Raw genomic sequence first — 20,705 nt, forward strand, 5'->3', positions numbered from 1 at the left:
AATTGCTTAGACAATTACTATTGCCGCCATGGACTCAAAAGTGACTGCCACGGCGACCGACGCCTCTGCGGGAAAGGATGCCGGGTTTTACGACCCCGACAACTACTTCGCGGAGCAGAGCCTGGGCTATCTGTTGCGCAAGACCGTGACCCGGCTGGGACAGGCCGTGGAGCAGCAGATGGAGCCCAACGGCCTTACCAACGCCCAGTGGGTTCCCCTGCTCAAGCTCTATCGGGGCCATGCGAGCACGGCGGCCGAGCTGGCGCGTGAATGCGAGCTGGACGCCGGCTCCATGACGCGGCTGCTGGACCGGGTGGAGGCCAAGGGCCTGTGCAGCCGCGAGCGCTCGTCCGAAGACCGCCGCGTGGTCAATCTGAAACTGACCGACGAAGGGCGCGAGGCCGCGCGGGAAATCCCGGTGGTGCTTGCGCGCGTCCAGAACGCCTGCCTGGCAGGTTTCACCCATGAAGAATGGCAGACCCTCAAGGGCTACCTGCTCCGCATCCTGAGCAACGCCCAGGCCCTCGTGGTCAACGGAGAATCGAATGAAAAATAAGCAAGCCCGGGGAGCGCTCTCCCTGCCGGGGCTCAAGCTCGGCGCCCTCGTGCTGGTGCTCGGCCTGACCGCCTGCGCCGACATGGCCGGCATCGCGCCGCAATCGAGCCTGCGCGACGCCGCCTCGCTCGGGCTGGCGGGCGACCCCGCTGGGGGGGCCACCGTCTCCGCCGAATGGTGGCGCGAGTTCGGCGACGAACAGCTCAACGGTCTGATCGCCCAGGCGCTGCAAAGCAGCCCCAGCCTCAAGCTGGCGCAGGCCCGGCTGGCCCGGGCCCAGGCCGTGACCCAGGTGGCTGAAGCCGCCACCAAGCCGCAGCTCAGCGGCGCCGTGGACCTGGACCGCCAGCTCTTCAGCGCCAACAGCCTGTACCCGCCGCCGCTGGGCGGCGCGATCCAGAACATGGGCACGGTGCAGCTCAACGGCAGTTGGGAGCTGGACTTCTTCGGCAAGAACCGCACCGCGCTGGACGCTGCGCTCGGCACCGCCAAGGCGGCCGAGGCCGATGCCCAGGCGGCCCGCGTGCTGCTGGCCAGCCAGGTGGCGCGCGGCTATTTCCAGCTCGCGCGCCTGAACGAACAGCTGGGCGTGGCCCGCCGCACCCTGGCCCAGCGCGAGGAAACGCTGGCGCTGGTGCGCGACCGCGTCAACGCCGGCCTGGACACACGCCTGGAGCTGCGGCAAAGCGAAGGCGGCTTGCCCGAGGCGCGCCAGCAGATCGAGGCGCTGCAGGAGCAGTCCACGCTCGCGCGCAACGCACTGGCGGCCCTGGTGGGGCAGCCGCAGGCGGCGCAGGGGCTCCAGCCGCCGGCCCTGTCCGCCCTCAAGGGCACGCCGGCCGCCAGCGTGATCCCGGCCAACCTGCTGGGCCAGCGCGCCGACATCGCCGCCGCGCGCTGGCGCGTCGAGGCGGCCACCCAGGACGTGGGCAATGCCAAGACCCAGTTCTACCCGAACATCAACCTGGTCGCCTTTGCCGGCTTCTCGAGCCTGGGCTTCGACCGCCTGTTCAAGAGCGGCAGCGAGCAATGGAGCGTGGGCCCGGCGCTGCGGCTGCCGATCTTCGAGGGCGGCCGCCTGCGCGCCAACCTGCGCGGCAAGACTGCCGACCTCGATGCCGCAGTGGAGAGCTACAACGCCGCCGTGATCGACGCCGTGCACGACGTGGCCGACCAGGTGGCCTCGTCGCAGTCCATCACGCGCCAGCAGGCCGAGCAGCGCGCCGCGCAGGCGGCCGCCGAAGGCGCCTACGACATCGCCGTGCAGCGCTACAAGGCCGGCCTGGGCAACTACCTCAATGTGCTGACGGCCGAGAGCACGGTGCTCAACCAGCGCCGCCTGGCCGTGGACCTCGCGGCCCGCGCGCTCGACACGCAGGTGGCGCTGGTGCGCGCCCTGGGCGGCGGCTACACGGATGCTACCAAATCAATAGCAAACAATGACCACGCCACGAGGACCTCTGGCACATTGAATGCCCAAAACAGCGTCGCGGCACGCTGAATCCGAAACACTCATTCAGATCCCGGAGAAACTCATGAACGCTCCCCAAACCAACGCCGCCGCTGAGCAGCCCGGCAACCCCAAGCGCAAGAAGGCGCTGACCGCGCTGGCCAGCGTGGTGGTCGTGGCCGGCCTCGGCTGGGCCGCCTACGAATGGCTGGTGGCCAGCCACTACGAGACCACCGACAACGCCTACGTGCAAGGCAACGTGATCCAGATCACGCCGCAGATCGGCGGCACCGTGATGGCGATCTTTGCCGACGACACCGACTTCGTGAAGGCTGGCCAGCCGCTGGTCAAGCTCGACCCGGCCGACGCCAAGGTGGCGCTCGAGCAGGCCGAGGCCAACCTTGCGCAGACCGTGCGCCAGGTGCGCACGCTGTATGCCAACAACGGCTCGCTGGCCGCGCAGATCACGCTGCGCGAGGCCGACGTGGTCAAGTCGCAGAGCGACATCGAGCGCGCCAACGACGACCTGAACCGCCGCCAGTCGCTGATCAACAACGGCGCCGTTTCCAAGGAAGAACTCAACCACGCGCAGACCACGCTGGCCAACGCCAAGAGCGCGCTGGCCGCGGCCCAGGCCGGCGTGGTGGCCGCGCGGGAGCAACTGGCCAGCAACCAGGCCATGACCGAAGGCACCAGCATCGAGCAGCACCCGAGCGTGCAGGCTGCCGCCGCCAAGGTGCGCGAGGCCTACCTGGCCGCCCAGCGCGCGGCCATGCCCGCGCCGGTGGACGGCTATGTGGCCAAGCGCACGGTGCAGCTTGGCCAGCGCGTGGCGGCCGGCACGCCGATGATGTCCATCATCCCGCTCAAGCAGGTGTGGGTGGATGCCAACTTCAAGGAAGTGCAGCTGCGCAACATCCGCATCGGCCAGCCCGTTACCCTGACGGCCGACGTCTACGGCAAGAAGGTGGAATACAAGGGCACGGTGGCGGGCCTCGGCGCCGGCACCGGCGCGGCCTTCGCGCTGCTGCCCGCGCAGAATGCCACCGGCAACTGGATCAAGGTGGTGCAGCGCGTGCCGGTGCGCGTGGCGCTGGACGAGGCCCAGCTCGCCGACAACCCGCTGCGCGTGGGCCTGTCGATGGATGTGTCGGTGGACGTGTCCAACAAGGACGGCAAGACCCTGGCCGATGCGCCGCGCGACAACGCCGCGACGCAGACGCAGGTCTATGCCTCGCTCGACAGCGGCGCCAACGAGGAAGTGCGCAAGGTGATCGCGGCCAACGTGGGGCAGGGCGCGGCCCGGGCCGTGGCGGCCAAGGACCGGGCGCCCGCGACCGCGATGCCCAAGGTGGCGGCGCAGGCGGCTTCGGCGGCCGCGACGCAGACCCACTGAACCCGCAGGCGCCATCGCTTCCCTCCATCCCTCGCCGGTGAAAGCCGGCAGCTCCGACCCAGGCCATGTCCTCCGCCGCACCTTACACACAGCCGTCTCCTCTGGAGGGCTCGGCCCGCACCTGGGGCACGATCGCCCTGTCGGCGGCCACCTTCATGAACGTGCTCGACACGTCGATCGCCAACGTGTCGCTGCCCGCCATCGCGGGCGACCTGGGGGTGAGCCCGAACCAGGGCACCTGGGTCATCACCAGCTTCGCCGTGGCCAACGCCATCGCCGTGCCGCTCACCGGCTGGCTGTCGCAGCGCTTCGGCCAGGTGCGCCTATTCGTCGCCAGCGTGCTGATGTTCGTGCTGGCCTCCTGGCTGTGCGGCCTGGCGCCCAACATGACCACGCTGATCGCGTTTCGCGCGCTGCAGGGCTTCGTGGCCGGGCCGATGATCCCGCTGTCACAGGCCCTGCTGCTGTCGAGCTACCCGAAGGCGCTGGCCGGGCTGGCCATGGCCATGTGGTCGATGACCACGCTGCTGGCGCCCGTGATGGGGCCGCTGCTCGGGGGCTGGATCACCGACAACATCTCCTGGCCCTGGATCTTCTATATCAACATCCCCGTGGGCATCATCGCGGCGGTCGCGTCCTGGGGCATCTACCACAAGCGCGAGAGCCTCACGCAAAAACTGCCGATCGACGCCGTGGGCCTGGCGCTGCTGGTGGTGTGGATCGGTGCGCTGCAGATCATGCTGGACCTCGGCAAGGAATACGACTGGTTCCATTCGCCGCTGATCGTCGGCCTGGCCGTGGTGGCCGTGGTGGGGCTGGCGTTCTTCCTGATCTGGGAGCTGACCGAGGACCACCCGGTGGTGGACCTCACGCTGTTCAAGCGCCGCAACTTCTGGGCCGGCACGCTGGCCACCTCGGTTGGCTACGGCCTGTTCTTCGGCAACGTGGTGCTGCTGCCGCTGTGGCTGCAGCAGTACATGGGCTACACCGCCACCCAGGCCGGCATGGTGATGGCGCCGGTGGGCCTGCTGGCCATCGTGTTCTCGCCGATGGTGGGCAAGAACATCGGCAAGGTGGACCCGCGGCGCTTCGCCACCTTCGCCTTCATCGTGTTCGCGCTGGTGCTGTGGATGCGCTCGCGCTTCAACACCCAGGCCGACCTCGCCACCATCATGGTGCCGACCATCCTGCAGGGCGTGTCGATGGCGTTCTTCTTCATCCCGCTGGTGACCATCACGCTGTCGGGCATCGCGCCCGAGCGCATCCCGGCGGCCTCGGGCCTGTCCAACTTCGCGCGCATCACGGCGGGGGCCATGGGCACCTCGATCACCACCACGCTGTGGGAGAACCGCGCCGCCGTGCACCACGCCCAGCTCGCGGAGAGCATCAACCAGGGCAGCCAGGCGGCCAACGGCGCGCTGTCGGGCCTGGCCGGCGCGGGGCTGAGCCCCGAACAGGCGCTGGCCCAGGTCAACCGCCTGATCGACCAGCAGGCCTTCATGCTGGCGGCCAACGACATGTTCTACATCTCTGCGCTGATGTTCCTGGCGCTGATCCCGCTGGTCTGGCTGTCCCGGCCGCAGCGCGCGAGCCCGGGCAGCGCGGACGCCGCCGCCGGCGCCCACTGACGCCGCCGGCCCCAGGCGCGCCCGTTCCCGGGCCCTGGCGCCTTCCCGAGCCAGAGCCCCGCCTTGCACGGCGGGGTTCTCCGTTTAGCTTGCAGTTTCCTGATCAGGCCCATCCGCATTTGTCCCAGTAGCCTGAACGCCGGCACAGGCATAGGATGGTGCGGCCTCGAATTGCCGGGGCCTCAGGCGGGAAAATGACGAGAACAATCAGCATGCTGGAGCGGCGCGCCCAAGATGAGTGACATCATTCTTGAAACGAAGCAGCTCACCAAGGAGTTCAAGGGATTCACGGCGGTCAGCCAGGTGGATCTCTCGGTGCGCCGTGGCTCCATCCACGCGCTGATCGGCCCCAATGGCGCGGGCAAGACCACCTGCTTCAACCTGTTGACCAAGTTCCTGGAGCCGACCTCGGGCACCATCACCTTCAACGGGCACGACATCACGCACGAGCGGCCGCCGCAGATCGCGCGGCGCGGCATCATCCGCTCGTTCCAGATCTCCGCGGTGTTCCCGCACCTGAGCCTGCTGGAGAACGTGCGCATCGGCCTGCAGCGCAAGCTCGGCATCTCCTACCATTTCTGGAAAAGCGAGGCGTCGCTCGACCGGCTCAACGGCCGCGCGCGGCAGCTGCTGGCCGAAGTCGGCCTGGAAGACCTCGCCGAGGAAACCACGGTCAACCTGCCGTACGGCCGCAAGCGCGCCCTGGAGATCGCCACCACGCTGGCGATGGAGCCCGAACTCATGCTGCTGGACGAGCCCACGCAGGGCATGGGCCACGAGGACGTGGACCGCGTCACCCAGCTCATCAAGAAAGTGTCCGCCGGCCGCACCATCCTGATGGTGGAGCACAACATGGGCGTGGTCGCCACGATTGCCGACACCATCACCGTGCTGCAGCGCGGCGCCGTGCTGGCTGAGGGCCCGTATGCCGAAGTATCCAGGAACCCGCAGGTGATGGAGGCCTACATGGGCACCACCGAAGGCCAGTTGCAGGGAGCGCACTGACATGAGCCCCCACGCTCATCACTTCGTGGATTCACTGCCCCCCGAGGGGGCGCGGGCCTCCCTTGGGACGGCCCGGCGGGGGGCCCCATGACGTCTCCCGCACTGGAGATCAAGGACCTGCAGGCCTGGTACGGCGAATCGCATGTGCTGCACGGCGTGGACATGGTGGTGCAGCCCGGCGAGGTGGTCACCCTGCTGGGCCGCAACGGCGCCGGCCGCACCACCACGCTGCGCGCCATCATGGGGCTGACCGGCGCGCGCAAGGGCTCGGTCAGGGTCCACGGCACCGAAACCATCGGCCTGGCCACGCACCGCATCGCGCACCTGGGGCTGGGCTACTGCCCCGAGGAGCGCGGCATCTTCTCCAGCCTGTCGTGCGAGGAAAACCTGCTGCTGCCGCCCCAGCTCAAGGGCATGGGCCCGGGCATGTCGCTGGACGAGATCTACGCCATGTTCCCCAATCTCGCCGAGCGGCGGCACAGCCAGGGCACGCGGCTGTCGGGCGGCGAGCAGCAGATGCTGGCCGTGGCGCGCATCCTGCGCACCGGTGCCAGGCTGCTGCTGCTCGACGAAATTTCCGAGGGGCTGGCGCCCGTGATCGTGCAGGCGCTGGCGCGCATGATCACCATGCTGCGCGAGAAGGGCTACACGGTCGTGATGGTCGAGCAGAACTTCCACTTCGCGGCGCCGTTGGCCGACCGCTTCTACGTGATGGAGCATGGGCGCATCGTCGAGCGCTTCGGCGCGGCCGAACTCGACGCCAAGATGCCGGTGCTCAATGAATTGCTGGGTGTCTGATCCGGTCGTGTTTTTCCTCAACCAAAGGAGCTTCTCATGAAACGCAAACTGTCTCTGCTGTCGCTGGCCCTGGCCGGCCTGGGTCTGGTGTCCACCGGGGCATCGGCGCAGATCTCGGGCGACAAGGTCAAGATCGGGTTTGTCACCGACATGTCCAGCCTCTATGCCGACATCGACGGCAAGGGCGGGGTGGAAGCGATCAAGATGGCGATCGAGGACTTTGGCGGCAAGGTGCTGGGCAAGCCGATCGAGCTGGTGTTCGCCGACCACCAGAACAAGGCGGACATCGCCGCTTCCAAGGTGCGCGAGTGGATCGACCAGGACGGCGCCGATCTGATCCTGGGCGGCACCAGCTCCGGCACGGCGCTGGCCTCGGCCAAGGTGGCGGCCGAGAAGAAGCGCGTCTACATCAACAACGGCGCCGGCTCCGCGCGCCTGACCAACGAAGACTGCTCGCCCTACACCGTGCACTATGCCTACGACACCGTGGCCCTGGCCAAGGGCACGGGCGCGACCATCGTCAAGCAGGGCGGCAAGTCCTGGTACTTCCTGACTGCGGACTACGCCTTCGGCCAGTCGCTGCAGGACGACACCACGCGGGTCATCCAGGCCAACGGCGGCACGGTGGTGGGCTCGGTCAAGCACCCGCTCAATGCCTCGGACTTCTCCTCGTTCCTGCTGCAGGCGCAGAACTCCAAGGCGCAGATCCTCGGCATGGCCAACGCCGGCGGCGACTTCATCAATGCGATGAAGGCCGCCAAGGAATTCGGCATCACCAAGACCATGAAGATCGCCGGCCTGCTGGTGTTCATCGACGACGTGCACAGCCTGGGCCTGAAGAACACCGAAGGCCTGCTGCTGACCGACAGCTGGTACTGGGACATGAACGACGCCACGCGCAAGTTCGCGCGCCGCTTCTTCGAGAAGAACAAGAAGATGCCGAGCAGCGTGCAGGCGGCCGACTACTCCGCCACCATGACCTACCTCAAGGCGGTGACGGCGGCCAAGACCGACGATGCCGACAAGGTCATGGCCGAGCTCAAGAGCATGAAGATCGACGACTTCTATGCCAAGGGCCAGATCCGCGCCGACGGCCGCTACGTGCATGACATGTACCTGATGCAGGTCAAGAGCCCAGCCGAATCGAAGGCCCCCTGGGACTACATGAAGGTGGCCGCCACCATCCCGGGCGACCAGGCCTTCACGACCAAGGCCGAGTCCAAGTGCTCGCTGTGGAAGTAAGCGCAGCACACTGACTGCCGTCCTGCCGCCATGGAAATTTTGGGTGTCTCCCTGCCGTCCATGCTGAGCCAGCTCCTCCTGGGGCTGGTCAATGGCTCGTTCTACGCCATTCTCAGCCTGGGCCTGGCCGTGATCTTCGGCCTGCTCAATGTCATCAACTTCGCCCATGGCGCGCTGTTCATGTTCGGGGCCGTCCTGGCCTGGATGGGCATGAACTATTTCGGCATCAACTACTGGCTCATGCTGGGGTTGGCGCCGCTGCTGGTGGGGGTGTTCGGGATCCTGATCGAGCGCCTGCTGCTGCGCTGGATCTACAAGCTCGACCATCTCTACGGCCTGCTGCTCACGCTGGGCCTGACGCTGCTGATCGAGGGCGTGCTGCGTTCGATCTATGGCGTCTCGGGCCTGGCCTATGACGCGCCGGACCAGCTCTCGGGCGCCACCAACCTCGGCTTCATGATCCTGCCCAACTACCGGGCCTGGGTGGTGGTGGCATCGTTGGTGGTGTGCTTCGCCACCTGGTTCGTGATCGAGAAGACGCGCCTGGGCGCCTACCTGCGCGCAGGCACCGAGAACCCGCGCCTGGTGGAAGCCTTCGGCATCAACGTGCCGCTGATGATCACGCTGACTTATGGTTTCGGCGTGGCGCTGGCGGCATTCGCCGGCGTGCTGGCCGCGCCGGTGATCCAGGTGTCGCCGCTGATGGGGCAGAACCTGATCATCGTGGTGTTCGCCGTGGTCGTGATCGGCGGCATGGGCTCCATCATGGGCTCCATCCTCACGGGCCTGGGGCTGGGCGTGATCGAGGGTTTCACCAAGGTGTTCTACCCGGAGGCCTCGTCCACCGTGGTGTTCGTGATCATGGTGATCGTGCTGCTGATCCGCCCCGCGGGCCTGTTCGGCAAGGAAAAATGAGGCGGCACAGGGCATGAACAAGAAGCTGGTCGGTTATGGGGTCTTGCTGCTGGCGCTGCTCGCGGCGCCGTTCCTGGGCGCGTACCCGGTGTTCGTGATGAAGCTGCTGTGCTTTGCGCTGTTTGCCTCGGCATTCAATCTGCTGCTGGGCTACACCGGGCTGCTGTCGTTCGGGCACGCGGCCTTCCTGGGCGGCTCGGCCTACGTCGCGGGCCATGTCATCAAGGTCTGGGGCCTCACGCCCGAGCTCGGCCTGCTGTGCGGCACGCTGACGGGCGCTGCGCTGGGCTGGCTGTTCGGTGTGCTGGCCATCCGCCGCCAGGGCATCTATTTCGCGATGATCACGCTGGCGCTGGCGCAGATGCTGTTCTTCATCTGCCTGCAGGCCAAATTCACCGGCGGCGAGGATGGCTTGCAGGGTGTGCCGCGCGGGCGGCTGTTCGGGCTGGTGGACCTGGGTAACGACCTGACCATGTACTACGTGACGCTGGCGATCGTGGTGGCGGCGTTCCTGCTCATCATGCGCATCATCTACTCACCGTTCGGCCAGGTGCTCAAGGCGGTGAAGGAGAACGAGCCGCGCGCCATCTCGCTGGGCTACGACACGGGCCGTTTCAAGCTGCTGGCTTTCGTGCTGTCGGCCGCGCTGGCCGGCCTGGCCGGCTCGCTCAAGACCCTGGTGCTCGGTTTTGCCACGCTCAGCGACGTGCACTGGACGGCTTCGGGCCATGTGATCCTGATGACGCTCGTGGGCGGCCTGGGCACGCTGTCAGGCCCGCTCGTGGGCTCGGCCGTGGTGGTGGTGCTGGAGAACAAGCTGGGCGAGATCGGCAATTTCCTGGCCAGCCTCACGGGCATCGACTGGTTCACCACCCTTGGCGAGTCGGTCACCCTGGTCACCGGCTTCATCTTCGTGGTCTGTGTGCTGGCGTTCCGCCGCGGCATCATGGGCGAGGTCATCGCGCTGCTGGACCGCTGGCGCGGCGGCGCAAGACACTGAGGCGGCCTCGTGCACGGAGAGAACCGGTCCTAGCCGGCATCGCCTCCCACGGCGAGCGTGTCCGACACGCGCTGCGCGGCCTCGGTCACCAAACCCGCCAATGATTTGACGCGCGTGGGCTTGATGCGGGTGGCCGGGCCCGACAAGCCGATCGCCGCCACCACCTGTCCCGTGCCATCGACGATGGGTGCGGCAACGCCCCAGACGCTGGCGCGCCACTCGCCCCGGTTGACTGCATAGCCCTGCGCGCGGATGCGCGCCAGCTCGCGCACCAGCTCGGCGGGATCGGTGAGGGTGGCCGGCGTGAAGGCCTGCCGCGGTGAAGCGGCCGGGCGCAAGAGGGCTGGGGGCTTGTCGCGCCAGGCCAGCAGCGCCTTGCCGGTGGCCACGCAGTAGGCGGGCGCACGGCCTCCGATCTCACTGTAGGCGCGCACGGGCTCCGGGCTGTCGAGCTTGTCGACATAGACCACCTGGTCGCCATCCAGCACCGACAGGTGCACCGTCTCGCGCGTTTCCTCCAGCAGCCATTGCATGGCCGGCGAGGCGGCCCGGCGCACATCGAGCCGGGCGATCACGCGAGCGCCTACCTCCCAGATCTTGAGCGAGGCGCGGTAGGCGCCGCGGCTGTCCTCGTTGACCACGTAACCCAGCTCCACCAGGGCCTGCAGCGTGCGGTGCACGTTGCTCTTGCCCATGCCCAGTTCGAGGGCCAGTTCACTCACGCCGGCCGTGCCGTCGCGGCTGGCCAGCACTTCGAGCAGTTGCAATCCCTTGATCAGCGTGTTGTTCATGGCGTGTCCTCCGATGTTCGGGTTCTATTCTAATGTTGTTCTCATATATGGAACAATTGATCTACAAAATAGAATCAGATAGGATGACCTGAAATCAAGATCAGGAGACAGACGCAGCATGGAAACGGCCACGCAACCGTTGCGGCCAACGTCGGGCCACGGCGGTGCCGCAGGGCACTCGTACACGGCGACCCATTGGGGCATCTACGAGGTCCGCTACCGCCATGGCGAGGCCGTGGCGCTGGAGAGCTTTGCGCGCGACCCTTCGCCATCGCCCATCGGCCTGGGCATGATGGACGCGGTGAAAGGGCCGCTGCGCGTGCAGCGGCCTTCCGTGCGGCGCAGCTGGCTGGCCGCAGCGCGGGGCGATGCCGCCGAGAGCCATCGCGAGCGGCGCGGCCAGGAAGAATTCGTCGAGGTGGAGTGGGACGAAGCGCTGCGTCTGGTCGCCGGCGAACTGCAGCGGGTGCGCCAGCAGCACGGCAACAGCGCGATCTTTGGCGGCTCCTACGGCTGGTCGAGCGCCGGGCGCTTCCATCACGCGCAAAGCCAGGTCCACCGCTTCCTCAATTCGGTGGGCGGCTACGTGCGCCATGCCGACTCCTACAGCCTGGGCGCGGCGCGGGTGCTGATGCCGCACATCGTGGCGCCAATGGACGAGATGCACACGCTGCACACCAGCTGGGGCGTGCTGGAAAAGCATACGACGCTGTTCGTGAGCTTTGGCGGGGTGCCGGCCAAGAATGCCCAGGTCGGCTCCGGCGGCGCGTCCGAGCATGTGGTGCCGCAGGCGCTGGAGCGCCTGGCCCGGGCCGGCGTGCGCTTTGTCAACATCAGCCCGGTGCGCAACGACATCGAGACCGGCGGCGAGGTCGAGTGGATCGCCATCCGCCCCAACACCGACACGGCCCTGATCCTGGCGCTGGCCCACACGCTCTACAGCGAAGGCTTGCACGACCGCGGCTTCCTGGCGAGCCACTGCGTCGGCTTCGAGGCCATCCTGCCCTACCTCATCGGCGCGGCCGACGGCCAGCCCAAGGACGCGCGCTGGGCCGAGGCCATCACCGGCGTGCCGGCCGGGCGCATCACGGCCCTGGCGCGAGCGATGGCGGCGAATCGCACCATGCTGACCATGGCCTGGTCGCTGCAGCGCTCGCACCATGGCGAGCAGCCGTTCTGGGGCCTGGTTACCCTGGCCGCGATGCTGGGCCAGATCGGCTTGCCGGGCGGCGGCTTCGGCGTGGGCTACGGCACCACCAACATGATCGGCAACGCCAACGCCAAGTTCGGCGGGCCGACGCTGCCGCAGGGCCGCAATGCGGTGCGCGAGTTCATTCCGGTGGCCCGCATCACCGACATGCTGGAAAAGCCCGGCCAAGGCTTCGACTACAACGGCGAGCGCCACCGCTATGCCGACATCCGCCTGATCTACTGGGCCGGCGGCAATCCGTTTCACCACCATCAAGACTTGAACCGCATGCTGGCGGCCTGGCAGTCCAAGCCGGAAACCATCGTCGTGCATGAGCAGTTCTGGACGCCCGCCGCCAAGCTGGCCGACATCGTGCTGCCGGCCACCACGGCGCTGGAGCGCAACGACATCGGCTACGCCGCGCGCGAGCGCTACATGGTGGCGATGAAGCAGGCCCTCGACCCGGTGGGCGAGGCGCGCGATGACTACGACATCTTCGCCGACCTGGCCACGCGGCTGGGCACGCACGAGGTCTTCACCGAAGGGCTGTCCTCCTTCCAGTGGCTGGAGCGCTTGTACGAGGAATCGCGCGGCCGGGCCGCCCGCGCCGGCCATGCCTTGCCCGCGTTCGATGAGTTCTGGCAGGGTGACCTGCTGGACCTCGCGGTCGCCGACGCCGAAGTGGTGATGTTCCAGGACTTCCGCACCGACCCCGCGGCGCACCCGCTGGGCACCCCCAGTGGCCGCATCGAGCTGTTCAGCGAACGCATCGCGGGCTTCGGTTACGCGGATTGCCCGGGGCATGCGCGCTGGTTCGAGCCCATTGAATGGCTGGGCAGCGAAACAGCCGCGAAGTACCCGCTGCATCTGCTGAGCGACCAGCCGTTCACCAAGCTGCACAGCCAGTTCGACCATGCCGCCTACAGCACCGGCAACAAGATCGGCGGGCGCGAGCCGCTCACGCTTTCGCGCGCCGATGCTGCGGCGCGCGGCCTGGCCGACGGCGATCTGGTGCGGGTTTTCAACGACCGCGGTGCCTGTCTGGCCGCAGTGCGCGTGTCCGACGACATCCGCGCGGGTGTGGCCAAGCTGTCTACCGGTGCCTGGTTCGACCCGAGCCACTGGCGCGCCGGCGGCCCGGGCAACCTGGAGAAGCACGGCAATCCCAACGTGCTGACGCTGGACATCGGGGCCTCGAGCCTGTCCCAAGGCTGCATCGCTCAGACCTGCCTGGTGCAGGTGGAGCGCTTCCAGGGCATGGCTCCGGCCCTGACGCCTTATCAACTGCCTGTGTTTGCGGAGTACGCATGAATCGAATCGACCTGCCTTTGGCCGGTATCAAAGTGGTGGAGTTCTGCCACGTCGCGGCCGGGCCGTTCTGCGGCATGCTGCTGGCCGACTTCGGCGCCGAAGTCATCAAGGTCGAGCCGCCCGACGGCGACACCTTGCGCCAGTGGCCACCGATCACCGAGGGGTTTTCGGAGAACTTTGCCTCGCTCAACCGCGGCAAGCGCTCGGCCGCGCTCGACCTCAAGAAGCCCGAAGATCTGGCCGTCGCGCGCAGCCTGGTGCTCGACGCCGACGTGCTGATCGAGAACAACCGCGCCGGCGCCATGGAGCGCCTGGGCCTGGGCTGGGAGTGGTTTCGCGAGCGCAAGCCGACGCTGATCTACTGCTCCATCTCGGCCTATGGCCAGAGCGGCCCGCGAGCCGGCGAGGGCGGCTTCGACCTGACCATGCAGGCGGCCGCCGGCGTCATGAGCGTCACCGGTGCCCCTGACGGGGAACCGGCCAAGTGCGGCGTGCCGATCTCCGACTTCACCGCCGGCCTGTACGCGGCCTACACCATCAGCGCCGCGCTGGCGCGCCTGCGCGGCGGCGGCCCCGGCGCGCGCGGCTGCCATGTGGACGTGCCGATGTTCGCCACCACGCTGGCCGTGGGCGCGTTGCAGACCAGCGAGTACTTCGGCACCGGGCGCAACCCGCGCCGACTCGGCTCCGCGCATCCGCGCAATGCGCCGTACCAGAGCTTCGCCTGCGCCGACGGCTGGTTCGCCATTGCGGCGGGCAACAACAAGCTCTGGCAGTCGGTCTGCGCGGTGACCAACACGCCAGAGCTGCTGGAAGATGCGCGCTTTGCTACGCCGGCCCTGCGGGCGGCCCATCAGGCGGAGCTGCGCGAGCTGCTGGAAGCCGTGTTTGCCCATGCAGGTGCTGCAGAATGGGTGGAGCGCTTTGCGGCCGCGGGCGTGCCATCGGCACCGATCAACCACTATGCCGATGCATTGGCCGATGCGCAGACCGTGCACCTTGAGCTGGTTCAGCCGATGACGCTGCCCAATCAGGTGGCCACGCGGACCGTGGCCTGTCCCGTGCGTCTGGACGGTGCGCCGGTGGCGGTGGACACCCGGCCGCCTGCGCTGGACGAGCACGGCGCCGCACTGCGCGGCCGCTACCGAGATGGCGGTGCACCGAGGGAGCCGTCATGAATCGGCCGCCTGCTCCCGCCGCGATGGACGCGATAGCGCCGCTGCGTGAATTCGTTGTGGCGGCCACCCGTCTGGCCGACCAGTCCCTGGAGGAGGCGGCGCGCGTGGCTGCCATGAAACCGCTGCTGGCGCGGCTCATCGCGACCGATGGCTGGCTGCCGGAAGACGCGGCCCAGCCGCACCCGGAGTACTACTGCCAGTACCTGCTGCACTGCGATCCGCTCGAGCGCTTCTCGGTCGTGAGCTTCGTCTGGGGGCCGGGCCAGCGCACGCCGATCCACGACCACACGGTCTGGGGCCTGATCGGCATGCTGCGCGGCGCCGAGACCGGACAGCACTATCGCCACGCGCCGGATGGCCGGCTGGCGCCGCACGGCGCGCCGGCCCGCCTGGAGCCTGGCGATATCGAACTCGTGTCGCCGGCCACCGGTGACATCCACCAGGTGGCCAATGCCCATGCCGACCGTACCTCGATCAGCATCCATGTCTACGGCGCCAACATCGGGGCCGTGGCGCGGCATGTGTTCGATGCGCAGACTGGCATGGCCAAGTCCTTCGTCTCGGGCTATTCGTCCACGGCGGTGCCCAATCTCTGGGACCGTTCCGAAGCGATGCGGCGCAGTCTCGGCGAGGCGGCGCCATGATCGATCTCCGTCATGAAGGCGCCACCGCGGTGCTGACCCTGATGCGCCGCGAACGCGGCAATGCACTCGGCCTGGAGCTGGTCGAGGCGTTGATCGGTGCGGTCGAGGCCTGCATCGCCGACCCAGCCGTGCACACGCTGGCCATCACCGCCGACGGCGATGATTTCTGCACCGGTTTCGACCTTGGCGGTTTCAAGCTGCCTGACGGCGCGGCAGAACTTGCCGCATTGGATGGCGCACTGCTGTGGCGTTTCGTGCGCATCGAGCACCTGCTGTCCCTGCTCTGGCATGCGCCGCTGCGCACGGTGGCCGTGGCTCATGGGCGCGCCTTCGGCGCCGGCGCCGACCTGTTCGCGGCCTGCGACCTGCGCCTGGCCGCGCCCGGCACGCAATGGCGATTCCCGGGGGCGGCGTTTGGCATCGTGCTGGGTACGCGCCGGCTCGGCGAGCAGGTGGGCACCGACCGTGCGCTGGCCTGGGTCACCACCGGCGCCCTGATTCCGATCGACGAGGCGCTCGCGCAGGGCCTGGCCACCGGCCTTGTGCCGGATGGCGGCTGGCGTCGCCAGCTTGCGCCGCTGAGTGTCGGCCGGCCCGCCTATGCCGCGCTGCGCGCCGCCGCCCGAAGCGACCGGCGCAATGCCGACCTGGCCGCCCTGGTGCGTTCGGCGATGCAGCCGGGCCTGGCCCGGCGCATCGCGGCCTACCGCGACGCGTTGCGCCGCCCGCCGCCCGCCTCGGCCGGGGACTGACGAAACCCCCATAACACCGATAACGCTGGAGACTGCCTTGATTCGATTCCCCAACCTTCGCCTGTTCACGCCGCTGGCGGCGCTGTTGTCACTGCTCGTGGGGCTGTGCACGGCTCCCGCGTGGGCGCAGGACAGCTGGCCCGCGCGCCCGATCCGCATGGTGGTGCCGTTCCCGCCGGGTGGTTCCTCCGACATCCTGGGGCGCATCGTGGCCGACCGCCTGGGCCGCATGCTGAACGCCAATGTGTTCGTCGACAACAAGCCGGGCGGCACCACACAGATCGGTACCGACTTTGTTGCCAATGCCGCCCCCGATGGCTATACCCTGCTGCTGGGCGCCGCATCGAGCTTCACCGTGCTGCCCAATCTGCGCAAGCTGTCGTACTCCATGGACAGTTTCGAGGCGGTGGGCGGCGTGGCCGACTACATCGCGGTGATGGCGGTGCGCAAGACCCTGCCGGTCAAGGACATGAAGGAGTTCGTGGCCTATGCCAAGGCTCACCCGAAGAAGCTGTCCTTCGGCTCGGCCGGCGAAGCCTCGGCCGGCCATGTCTACGGCGGCACGCTCTCGCGCGACACCGGCATCGAGTTGCTGCACGTGCCGTTTCGCGGCTCGGTCGACGCGGTCAATGCGCTGGTGGCCGGCGACATCGACTTCGTGATCGACGGTGCGGCCACGCCCATGGTGAAGGCGGGCCGGGCCGTTCCGCTGGCCACGTTCTACCGGGTGCGCCACCCTGAGCTGCCGAACGTGCCGACCCTCAAGGAAGCCGGCTTCGACATCGCCACCTCCAAGGGCGCGGGCTGGGGCGTTCTGGCACCGCGCGGCACCCCCAAGGCCGTGATGGCGCGCCTGTCCGAGGCCCTGCGAAAGATTCTTGCGGACAAGAGCGTGCAGGAGGAGTTCCTGCGCGCCAACTCCATTGCCTCCTGGCAAACCCCGGAGGAGTTCCGGCTCGGGCTGCAGGCCGACCAGAAGATGTACAGCGAACTGCTGCCCGCCATCGGCGTTTCGAAAAGCCAATGACATCCCACACCTCCTTCATCGCTTCCGCTTCATTGCCCACCATGAATCCCACGCTTTCCGCCGCCCTTGCCGTCACACCCAACCAATCGGTCCGCCAGATCCTGCATCCAAAGTCCGTCGCCATCGTCGGCGCCTCGGAGAGCGAGGAGAAGTGGGGCGGCCGGCTGCTGCGCTACATGCTCAAGCACCGCCATGACGGTGCGCTCTACCCGATCAATGCGCGGGCCACCGAGCTCATGGGCTTGCCGGCCTATGCCGCGCTGCAGGACTGCCCGGGTCCGGTGGACCTGGCGATCCTGCTGGTGCCGCGCGACCATGTGCTGGCGGCCATCGAGGACTGCGTGGCCAAGCGCATCGGCTGCGCGCTGTGCATCACCGCGGGCTTTGCCGAAACCGGCCCGGCCGGCCGCGAGGCCGAAGAGCAGCTGGTGGCCACGGCGCGCGCCGGCGGCGTGCGCCTGATTGGGCCCAACTGCATGGGCCTGATGAACGCCCACCATAACCTGGCGGCCACCACCGGCGTGGTCATGGGCAGCATCGACCGCCTGCCTGCGGGCGGCATCGGCCTGGCCAGCCAGAGCGGCGCGCTGATGGGGGCCATGCTCTCGCGCGGCGTGGACGTGGGCGCGGGTTTCTCCTCCACCGTCTCGGTGGGCAACCAGTCGGACCTGGACCTCAATGACTTCTTCGAGTACCTGATCGACGACCCGCTCACCGAAGTAGTCTGCCTCTACATGGAGGCCGTGAAGGACGCGCAGCGCTTCACCGCGCTGCTGGCGCGCGCCACCGCCGCCGGCAAGCCGGTGTGCATCGCTAAGTCGGGCCGCAGCGATGCGGGCGCGCGCGCCGCCGCCTCGCACACGGCCAGCCTGGCCGGGGCCTGGCCCGCCTTCGAGGCCACCTGCCGGCGCTGGGGCGTCTACCTGTTCGAGACCATCTACGACCTGCTGCACGGTGCCCAGGTGCTGCAGCGCGGCAAGCGCGCCAGCTCGCGCGGCGTCGCGGTGTTCTCGGGCTCGGGCGGTGGCGGCGCGTTGCTGGCCGATGCGCTGGAGGGCGCCGGCCTGGAGCTGCCCTACCTGTCGGCGCAGACGCGCGACGCGCTGGCACCCGTGCTGCCGGCCACGCACCGCGAGCTGCCGCTGGACTTCGGCATGCTCAACCACATGGCCGCGCCCGACCCGGCGCTGGCCGGCGGCTCGGTCGCCATCGCGCTGGACCGCGCCATGGCCGACGAGGCCGTGGGCGCGGGCGTGCTGCTGTTGACCACGCAGCCGCAGCAGGAGCGCGTGGTGGAGGCTGTGCTGTCGGCCGGTAGCCGCTCGGCCAAGCCGCTGCTGTTCGTGCAAGGTGCGGGCAACCATGGCGAGGTGGCGCGCCAGGCGCTGCGCGCTGCGGGCTACGGCTACCTCGACAGCCCGCATGACGCGCTCAAGGTGGCCTCGGCGCTGGCCTCGCGCGGCGAGCCGCAGCCGCTGGTGCTTGGGCCGGCCTGCGAATTTCCGCCGGGGCTGGCCGCGGGCTTCGTCACCGAGCCGGGCGCGCGGCGCCTGATCGAGGCGGCCGGCATCCCCACCACGCGCTGGCGCCTGGCCGCCGACGCCGGGGAGGCCGTGGCCGCCGCGCGCGAGATCGGCGGCGCGGTGGCCATCAAGGCCGTGAGCGCGCAGATCGTGCACAAGAGCGACGTGGGCGCCGTCCAGCTCAACGTTCACGGCGACGAGGCCGTGCGCGCCGCCTGCGAGCGCATCGCCGCTGCGGCGCAGGCTGCCGGCGTGCCGGTGCTAGACGGCTACCTCGTCACCGAGATGTGGAAGGCCGATGCCGAGCTGATCCTCGGCATCCAGCACGACCCCGATTTCGGGCCGATGGTGATGGTCGGCGCCGGCGGCGTGCTGGTCGAGCTGATGAAGGACGTGCAGCTCGCGCCCGCGCCGCTGTCGCATGCCACCGCGCGGGCCATGCTCGATGCGCTGAAGAGCCGTGCGCTGCTCACCGGTTTCCGTGGCCGCCCGCCGGCCGACCTGGACGCCATCGCCGATGCGCTGGTGCGCCTGGGCGCGCTGGCCGTGGCCTCGCAAGGGCGGCTGCGCGAACTCGACATCAACCCGCTGTTCGTCGCCGGCGACCGCATCGTGGCGGCCGACGCCCGCGCGACGCTGGCCTGAATCCGTTTTTTCAAGAACCACCAGGAGACTTTGCATGGCTGCCATCGCCTACGTTTCGCAAGACGGGATCGCCCGCATCACCATCGACCGCGCCGACGCGCGCAACGCCATCAACAACGAGGTCGTGCAGGGCCTGCAGGAAGCCTGGCGCCGGTTCGCGCGCGAGGATGACCGGGTGGCCGTGCTGGGGGCCGCGGGCGAGCAGGCCTTCTCGGCCGGCGCCGACCTCAAGGACATGCCGCGCGACGTCTGGCTGTCCATGCCCAACCTGTCCGTGCCCTGCGACAAACCCATCATCTGCGCGGTCAACGGTTTCGCCGTCGGCGCTGGCGCCACCATGGTCATGCTGGCCGACATGGCCGTGGCGGAAGAGCAGGCCCAGTTCATCTACCCCGAGGCCAAGATCGGCGCCTTTGCCGGCGTCATGGCTGGCTTTCCGCCGCGCATGCAGTACAAGGCCGGGCTGGAGTGGCTGATGACCGGCGACCCGATGACGGCGCAGCGCGCCTACGAGATCGGCCTGGTGAACCGCGTCGTGCCCAAGGGGCAGGCCATGAAGGTGGCGCTGGAGATCGCGGCCAAGATCGCCGCCAATGCGCCGCTGGTGGTTCAAGCCATGAAATCGATTGCGCGCAGCACGCTGCCCAAGTCGTCCACCGAGCAGTACTACCCGCAGCGCGTGATGCTGGACGGCATCGCTAACAGCGCCGACATCAAGGAAGGCGTGGCCTCGTTTCGCGAGAAGCGGCCGCCGCGCTTCACGGGGAAGTGAAGTGGCTGCCCGCTGCACGCCGCGGCGCCCTGCCGGCCCTGGCGCTGGCGTCTTGACCGCGCCGGGCGCGGCCTGTTGAGTTCATTCAGGAGACAATCCGTGGAACGTATCCTGGTCGATCGCCGCGACGACGGCGTCACCCTCATCACGATCAACCGGCCGCAGCGCCGGAACGCGATCTGTTCGAAGACCGCCATCGAGCTGCAACAGGCCTTGACGGAATTCGAGAGCTCGTCCCAGCGCGTGGCCGTCCTCACCGGCGCGGGCAACGACGCCTTCAGCGCGGGGGCGGACGTCAACGATCTGCCGGAACTGTGGCGCTGCATCCCGACCGTCGGCATCCACAGCGAGAAGCCAGTGATCGCGGCCACCGCCGGCTGGTGCGTGGGCGGCGGGCTGATCCTGCCGATGATGTGCGACCTCATTGTCGCGGCGGAGAACTCGCGCTTTTCCTATCCCGAAGCGAAGCTCGGCCTCACGCAGGGAATGATCGCCGGCCTGGCCGCGCGCATTCCGCACAAGATCGCGATGGAGATGATGCTGCGCGCCAGGGTCATCGGCGCGAAGCGCGCCTATGAGGTCGGGCTCGTCAACGAGGTCGTGCCGACTGGAAGCCAGGTGGAGGAGGCGCTCAAGGTGGCCGCCGAGATCGCCACGATGGCGCCGATGGTGCTGGCCACGATGAAGCGGTTCGTCACCCGCGACATTCTTCCCGCCGGCCCCACGGAGCGGTTTGGCCAGTACCGCCTCGAGGCGGAAGCTGTCGCACGCAGCGAAGACTGCGCGGAAGGGTTTGCCTCGCACCGCGAAAAGCGCGCCCCGGTTTTCACGGGCCGCTGATTCCGCAAGAAGCACGGCTGTTCATTTGGTCCCAAGGAGACAT

The 20,705-nt window shown here is 68.5% G+C and carries 18 protein-coding genes; 17 read left to right on the plus strand and 1 reads right to left on the minus strand.

The window, feature by feature from the left end; genetic code table 11:
- The first annotated feature begins 28 nt into the window (after positions 1-28).
- The 9 genes from MMF98_RS04975 (at position 29) to MMF98_RS05015 (ending at position 9,990) form a co-directional block, all read left to right on the plus strand.
- Positions 29-556: a MarR family winged helix-turn-helix transcriptional regulator gene (locus MMF98_RS04975; protein ID WP_243304922.1), complete on the plus strand. Its 528-nt coding sequence runs from the start codon at positions 29-31 to the stop codon at positions 554-556.
- Positions 546-2,057: an efflux transporter outer membrane subunit gene (locus MMF98_RS04980; RefSeq protein WP_243304923.1), complete on the plus strand. Its 1,512-nt coding sequence runs from the start codon at positions 546-548 to the stop codon at positions 2,055-2,057. Before MMF98_RS04975 ends, MMF98_RS04980 begins: the two co-directional genes overlap by 11 nt.
- Positions 2,058-2,091: 34 nt before the next feature.
- The gene (locus tag MMF98_RS04985) at positions 2,092-3,402 is read left to right on the plus strand and encodes an HlyD/EmrA/EmrK family protein (RefSeq protein WP_243304924.1); all 1,311 of its coding nucleotides are present in this window, start codon (positions 2,092-2,094) and stop codon (positions 3,400-3,402) included.
- Between the two features lie 65 nt (positions 3,403-3,467).
- Positions 3,468-5,030 carry a DHA2 family efflux MFS transporter permease subunit gene (locus MMF98_RS04990; RefSeq protein WP_243304925.1) on the plus strand — a complete coding sequence of 521 codons (1,563 nt, stop codon included), beginning with the start codon at positions 3,468-3,470 and terminating at the stop codon, positions 5,028-5,030.
- Between the two features lie 234 nt (positions 5,031-5,264).
- On the plus strand, positions 5,265-6,035 hold the full coding sequence (locus tag MMF98_RS04995) for an ABC transporter ATP-binding protein (RefSeq protein WP_243304927.1): 771 nt from the start codon (positions 5,265-5,267) through the stop codon (positions 6,033-6,035).
- Positions 6,036-6,122: 87 nt separating this feature from the next.
- Positions 6,123-6,833, plus strand: a complete 711-nt coding sequence (locus tag MMF98_RS05000; protein ID WP_243304929.1) for an ABC transporter ATP-binding protein — start codon at positions 6,123-6,125, stop codon at positions 6,831-6,833.
- Between the two features lie 36 nt (positions 6,834-6,869).
- Positions 6,870-8,075 carry an ABC transporter substrate-binding protein gene (locus MMF98_RS05005; RefSeq protein WP_243304931.1) on the plus strand — a complete coding sequence of 402 codons (1,206 nt, stop codon included), beginning with the start codon at positions 6,870-6,872 and terminating at the stop codon, positions 8,073-8,075.
- A 30-nt stretch (positions 8,076-8,105) separates the two neighbouring features.
- Positions 8,106-8,990 carry a branched-chain amino acid ABC transporter permease gene (locus MMF98_RS05010; protein ID WP_243304933.1) on the plus strand — a complete coding sequence of 295 codons (885 nt, stop codon included), beginning with the start codon at positions 8,106-8,108 and terminating at the stop codon, positions 8,988-8,990.
- Between the two features lie 13 nt (positions 8,991-9,003).
- Complete coding sequence (locus MMF98_RS05015; protein ID WP_243304934.1) at positions 9,004-9,990, plus strand: branched-chain amino acid ABC transporter permease; 987 nt, start codon at positions 9,004-9,006, stop codon at positions 9,988-9,990.
- 29 nt (positions 9,991-10,019) lie between these two features.
- On the opposite strand, the gene MMF98_RS05020 is transcribed toward MMF98_RS05015, so the two are convergent.
- On the minus strand, positions 10,020-10,781 hold the full coding sequence (locus MMF98_RS05020) for an IclR family transcriptional regulator (protein WP_243304936.1): 762 nt from the start codon (positions 10,779-10,781) through the stop codon (positions 10,020-10,022).
- A gap of 118 nt (positions 10,782-10,899) precedes the next feature.
- Between MMF98_RS05020 and MMF98_RS05025 the strand changes: the two genes are divergently transcribed.
- The 8 genes from MMF98_RS05025 (at position 10,900) to MMF98_RS05060 (ending at position 20,662) form a co-directional block, all read left to right on the plus strand.
- Positions 10,900-13,281 carry a molybdopterin guanine dinucleotide-containing S/N-oxide reductase gene (locus MMF98_RS05025; RefSeq protein WP_243304938.1) on the plus strand — a complete coding sequence of 794 codons (2,382 nt, stop codon included), beginning with the start codon at positions 10,900-10,902 and terminating at the stop codon, positions 13,279-13,281.
- Positions 13,278-14,459: a CaiB/BaiF CoA transferase family protein gene (locus MMF98_RS05030; RefSeq protein WP_243304940.1), complete on the plus strand. Its 1,182-nt coding sequence runs from the start codon at positions 13,278-13,280 to the stop codon at positions 14,457-14,459. The genes MMF98_RS05025 and MMF98_RS05030 overlap by 4 nt, the downstream gene beginning before the upstream one ends.
- Complete coding sequence (locus MMF98_RS05035; RefSeq protein WP_243304942.1) at positions 14,456-15,103, plus strand: cysteine dioxygenase family protein; 648 nt, start codon at positions 14,456-14,458, stop codon at positions 15,101-15,103. Before MMF98_RS05030 ends, MMF98_RS05035 begins: the two co-directional genes overlap by 4 nt.
- On the plus strand, positions 15,100-15,855 hold the full coding sequence (locus tag MMF98_RS05040; RefSeq protein WP_243304946.1) for an enoyl-CoA hydratase/isomerase family protein: 756 nt from the start codon (positions 15,100-15,102) through the stop codon (positions 15,853-15,855). The genes MMF98_RS05035 and MMF98_RS05040 overlap by 4 nt, the downstream gene beginning before the upstream one ends.
- 37 nt (positions 15,856-15,892) lie before the next feature.
- Entirely contained in the window at positions 15,893-16,882 is a 990-nt protein-coding gene (locus MMF98_RS05045; protein ID WP_243304948.1) for a Bug family tripartite tricarboxylate transporter substrate binding protein, read from the plus strand.
- Between the two features lie 41 nt (positions 16,883-16,923).
- Positions 16,924-19,050, plus strand: a complete 2,127-nt coding sequence (locus MMF98_RS05050; protein ID WP_243304950.1) for an acetate--CoA ligase family protein — start codon at positions 16,924-16,926, stop codon at positions 19,048-19,050.
- 34 nt (positions 19,051-19,084) lie between these two features.
- Entirely contained in the window at positions 19,085-19,822 is a 738-nt protein-coding gene (locus MMF98_RS05055; RefSeq protein WP_243304952.1) for an enoyl-CoA hydratase/isomerase family protein, read from the plus strand.
- Positions 19,823-19,921: 99 nt separating this feature from the next.
- Positions 19,922-20,662 (plus strand): enoyl-CoA hydratase/isomerase family protein, encoded by a 741-nt coding sequence (locus MMF98_RS05060; RefSeq protein WP_243304954.1) that lies wholly within the window; start codon positions 19,922-19,924, stop codon positions 20,660-20,662.
- Positions 20,663-20,705 lie beyond the last annotated feature (43 nt).

The sequence above is a fragment of the Variovorax terrae genome, from assembly GCF_022809125.1.
Taxonomy (GTDB): domain Bacteria; phylum Pseudomonadota; class Gammaproteobacteria; order Burkholderiales; family Burkholderiaceae_C; genus Variovorax_A; species Variovorax_A terrae.